This is a genomic window from Streptomyces sp. NPDC004609 (assembly GCF_042873655.1).
Classification (GTDB): Bacteria; Actinomycetota; Actinomycetes; order Streptomycetales; family Streptomycetaceae; genus Streptomyces.
The window spans coordinates 1-4237 of sequence record NZ_JBIALS010000091.1; the positions used below are offsets into that span (position 1 = coordinate 1).

The following is a 4237-nucleotide window of genomic DNA, read 5'->3' on the forward strand; positions in this document are numbered from 1 at the left end:
CATGACTCGTCCGATCCGCCCGGCCCGAGAGCCCGAGGCCGAGCCCCAGGCCAGGCTGTCACATCATGGACTTACACGATCTTTCAGACACACCCGGCACCAGCAGTGGCGGCAGGTTCCGGCGGGCGAGCCAGACTCGGTTACGGGCGTTGGGCCGGTAGAACGCCGTGTGCCGGGCTGGGTCGGTTGCTGGGTGATGGACGACGATGTCGGGCAGGTAGCGGCCGGTTCCTCCGTGGTTCCAGAGCCGCCAGGCCAGGTCGATGCCCTCGTGGTAGAGGAAGAAGTGGCCGGGCCAGCCTCCGACGGCGTCGAACACTCTGCGGCGGATCATGACGACGCCTTCGGCCATGACGGTCACGTCACCGGGCCGTGCCGGGTCGGAGGCACGCAGCCGGGGCACCCAGCGGCGCAAGGTGACGCCCGTGTCCGGATCAGCGATGCGGGGCTGCACGTACGCGAGGCCGGGGTCACGCTGCAGGGTGGCGGCGAGCCTGGCAAGCACGTAGGGGTCTGTCAGCCTCGGGCTTTCACGAGCGGGATTGTGCGGGTCTTGATCAGATAAGCGGAGAGTGCTGCTGGGCTGCAAGGATGGGACTTGTCAGAGGTTCTGTCCGCTGCAAGGAAGGAAGCACTCTCCGGGTGAACGAGCGCATCGGGCCGTACCCACCTGTCCGAGCCCTTGTCGGCGGTGCCGCGGGTATCGTAGGCGCCCGCAAAATGACTGGTCACGGGTGCGGTCTGTGCAGGACCCTGAGCGTATGCCTCGACGTCTCATGTTCGTGCAGTTGAAGACTGGTTACAACACCGACCGCGGACCCTCGTGGATCGGGTGGGTGGACTTCTCGAAAACCTGGAGCACCGCGTACTTTCGCGGGAGGACACTGCGCCGGGCAGGGGGGATGTTCGATGCGAACTTCTACGACGTGCAGACCAACGAGGAGTTCTGGGTCTCCGGGCCGAAGCGGGACCGCACCGACACCCGCTACGGCCCCTCCGACCCTGAAATCGAGCCGCAAGCCGTCGAGACCTATCACGCCTTCCTGGAGGGCGCGCCCCTGCCGGGCCGGGAAAACGGCTGACTTCGCGCCCTTGCGAGCGGGCTTGATCCGGGTCTTGATCAGATAGATGGAGAGTGCTTCTGACCTGCAACGATGGGACTTGTCTAGGGTCCTGTTGGCTGCACGGAAAGAAGCACTCTCCAGGTGAAGAAGCGTATCGGGTCGTACCCGCGTGTCCGTATCGAGGGCGGCGGCCGGGCGGTGGTCTCGCAGGCCGGAGGCGTGCTGCTGGTCGAGACGGTCCGCAGGGCCGGCTTGGACATTGCGATATCAGCGGCGCTGACGCCGTGGCGGAAGGCTCGGGCAGTGCACGATCCGGGCAAAATCCTGCTGGACGTGGCCCTGGCGGTCGCGTTGGGCGGGGACTGCCTCGCGGATGTCGCCATGCTGAGGGCCGAGCCGGCCGTGTTCGGGCCGGTGGCCTCCGACCCGACGGTCTCCCGCCTCATCGACACCCTCGCAGTCTCCGGGGAGAAAGCGCTGCGGGCCATCCGTGCTGCGCGGGCTGAAGTCCGCCGACATGTCTGGCGGTTGGCCGACCGGGATGCGCCTGACGCGGGCGGGACGGTGACCGTGGACCTCGACGGGGTGCTGGTGATCGCGCACTCGGAGAAGGAGGACGCCGCACCCACGTGGAAGCGAACCTACGGCCACCACCCCCTGATGGGGTTCGTCGACCACGGACCGGGCGGCACGGGTGAACCGGTCACGGCCCTGCTCAGACCGGGCAACGCGGGATCGAACACGGCCACCGACCACATCACCGCCGCCCAACTGGCCCTGGCCCAGCTGCCGAAGAAGTACCGGCGCGGGCGCCGGACCCTGATCCGCACCGACTCCGCGGGCGGCACCCACGACTTCGTCGCCTGGATCGCCCGGCGGGGACGGTGGCTGTCCTACTCGGTCGGCATGGTGATCACCGAGCAGGTCCACCAGCATGTGCTGAAGGTTCCGGCATCGGCCTGGACGCCGGCCGTCGAGGCGGACGGCGCGATCCGCGACGGCGCCTGGGTCGCTGAACTCATCGGCGACGTCCTGGACGGCTGGCCGGAGGGCATGCGGCTGATCGTCAGGAAGGAACGACCGCACCCCGGAGCCCAGTTGCGGCTCACGGATGCGGACGGCATGCGGCTGACCTGTTTCGCCACCAACACCTTGGGCCGGCCGATCGCCGAGCTCGAGCTCCGTCACCGGCTGCGGGCCCGGGCCGAGGACCGCATCCGCGCCGCCCGGGCCACCGGCCTGCGCAACCTGCCCCTGCACCGCACGGCCCAGAACCGGATCTGGCTGGAGATCGTGCAGATCGCTCTCGACCTGCTGGCCTGGATACCGATGCTCGCCCTGACCGGCAAGGCCAGGCTCTGGGAGCCCCGCCGACTACGGCTCCGCCTGTTCACCGCGGCCGGACAGTTCGTGACCACCGGCCGTCGGCGAATCCTCCGCCTGGCCCGGCACTGGCCCTGGACCGGTCACATCACCGCAGCCCTCGACCGGCTCATCCAACTGCCCGACCCTGGCTGACCAGCGGATTCCCCGCCCCTTCGACAGCACCTCAACACCTGGAGCAGTGGAATCCGGCGCCATCCCGAGGCGACACTCGGGTCTTCGGCCTGCACAGCCTCAGCCCACGGCACGAAAACGGTCCACCGACTCCGTCGGCGGACCGTCACGAAACTTCGAGGCTAGAGCCGAAGACAAGCTTGCTCAGATGGACCGACGAACTTCCGGCGGTACGGCGATCGACCTCGGCATGCCGCGCATAGCCGCAGCTCAACCCACCCAGGCGGAGGGAACGACTTCGCTGACACAATCACTGGATGACCAGCAATGACATCCGGTTCGACTGCCAGCACCGTGGCGACGGCGGCCCGCTCGTGATCGTCCCCCGCATCGACGGAGCACCACTCACCGAGCTGGTCGACGGGTTCGAGATCGCCGCCGGGATGCAGCCCGCAGGCGACGCCTACAGCGGTCTGATCCCGGAGTTCTTCCGGTTCGGCCCGATGCAGGATCACTTCCTCGGACGGTCCACCAACACGATGGGGCCGAAGACACCCGTTCTCGGTTGTGAATGCGGCGAGTGGGGATGCTGGCCCCTCATGGCCCGCATCACCGCGACGGCCGACTTCGTGACCTGGGACGCCTTTGAGCAACCGCACCGCAAGGCCCGCGACTATGTGGCATTCGGGCCGTTCCAGTTCGACCGTCACCAATACGATGACGCTTTGCACGCCCTGAGCGCGGAGATCGGCTCCGACGTCGACGACACGCGCGCATGAGCGCCACCAGGCGCGGCCCGCTGGGCTAAGGGATGGGGAAGCCGTTCATGGAAGGATTCGAGACGGAGAGTCTGGCGCTCATGCCTGGCCAGAAGGTGCAGGCCAGGATCCTCAGCCATCACCCATGGGGTGTGCTCGTTGAGATCGTTGGTTACGAGAACGCTGGTCTGTCGGCCTCTATCGACATGATCCAGCAGTTCTCCCAGACCACGAGCAGCCACGACGAACTACTCGCGCTCTTTCCACCCATCGGTTCACAGATCGAAGCAGTGATCGAGCAAATCCACCGCTGGCATCCGCCGGTATCAGTGCGGCTCACCATCCGACCTGCTGACCTGGAGTCGCTGGTCTGGAGCTGCGACTTCTGTGGTGAACCGATCACATTGGGCCCAGGTGGAAACGCCCTCGTCCTGGACTCGCGCAGCAGCGACGGTCCAGGAAGCCACACCATCATCTCCCACCGGCACTGCCTGGCCGAGCGCATCCGCCCGGAGAACAGTGGAGAGCGGGCGCGAGCATTGAAGATCGGGAAGATGTGCTGAAGTCGTGAGGCCCGCGCCTACCGGCATGGATGAGCTCGACAGCTCATTCGGCGGGAACCAAGCGATAGTTCAGAGAAGCCTGCGTCCGCTGCCCCGTCCTGATCGTCACCCTCGACGAGAAGCCCCGCCTGGAAGAGATCCGCGACAACCTCAAAGACAGGATCGCCGAAGCCGAACGCGAAGGATGGCTTGGCGAAGTCGAAGGACTGTCCATCAGCCTCGCCGCCGAGGACAAGATCGCCCAGATCGAAGCCCAGCAAGAGAAGAAGCAGTCCCCCGTCTTCCTGGGCCTACCCAGCATCTCCCAGCTCACCGCCCGCACCAGCGAAGCCGCCAAGTAGCGGCCGCGGGGCCA

5 protein-coding genes and 1 pseudogene are annotated in these 4237 nt (G+C 66.9%); 4 read left to right on the plus strand and 2 right to left on the minus strand.

Annotated features, from left to right (window positions below; all coding sequences use genetic code 11):
* Positions 1–94: 94 nt before the first annotated feature.
* Positions 95–589: pseudogene (locus ACFYT4_RS36045) on the minus strand (glycosyltransferase family 2 protein); the annotation flags it as partial.
* A 172-nt stretch (positions 590–761) separates the two neighbouring features.
* On the opposite strand from ACFYT4_RS36045, the gene ACFYT4_RS36050 reads away from it, so the two are divergent.
* The 4 genes from ACFYT4_RS36050 to ACFYT4_RS36065 all read left to right on the plus strand — a co-directional run bounded on the left by ACFYT4_RS36050 (position 762) and on the right by ACFYT4_RS36065 (position 3882).
* Positions 762–1082: a hypothetical protein gene (locus ACFYT4_RS36050; RefSeq protein ID WP_389279100.1), complete on the plus strand. Its 321-nt coding sequence runs from the start codon at positions 762–764 to the stop codon at positions 1080–1082.
* Positions 1083–1205: 123 nt separating this feature from the next.
* Positions 1206–2582: an IS1380 family transposase gene (locus ACFYT4_RS36055; protein ID WP_389279102.1), complete on the plus strand. Its 1377-nt coding sequence runs from the start codon at positions 1206–1208 to the stop codon at positions 2580–2582.
* Between the two features lie 296 nt (positions 2583–2878).
* Entirely contained in the window at positions 2879–3340 is a 462-nt protein-coding gene (locus ACFYT4_RS36060) for a hypothetical protein (RefSeq protein ID WP_389279105.1), read from the plus strand.
* 47 nt (positions 3341–3387) lie between these two features.
* A complete protein-coding gene (locus ACFYT4_RS36065) occupies positions 3388–3882 on the plus strand; it encodes a hypothetical protein (RefSeq protein WP_389279108.1) in 495 nt (164 codons plus the stop codon).
* 17 nt (positions 3883–3899) lie between these two features.
* On the opposite strand, the gene ACFYT4_RS36070 is transcribed toward ACFYT4_RS36065, so the two are convergent.
* Complete coding sequence (locus ACFYT4_RS36070) at positions 3900–4142, minus strand: hypothetical protein (protein WP_389279111.1); 243 nt, start codon at positions 4140–4142, stop codon at positions 3900–3902.
* Positions 4143–4237 lie beyond the last annotated feature (95 nt).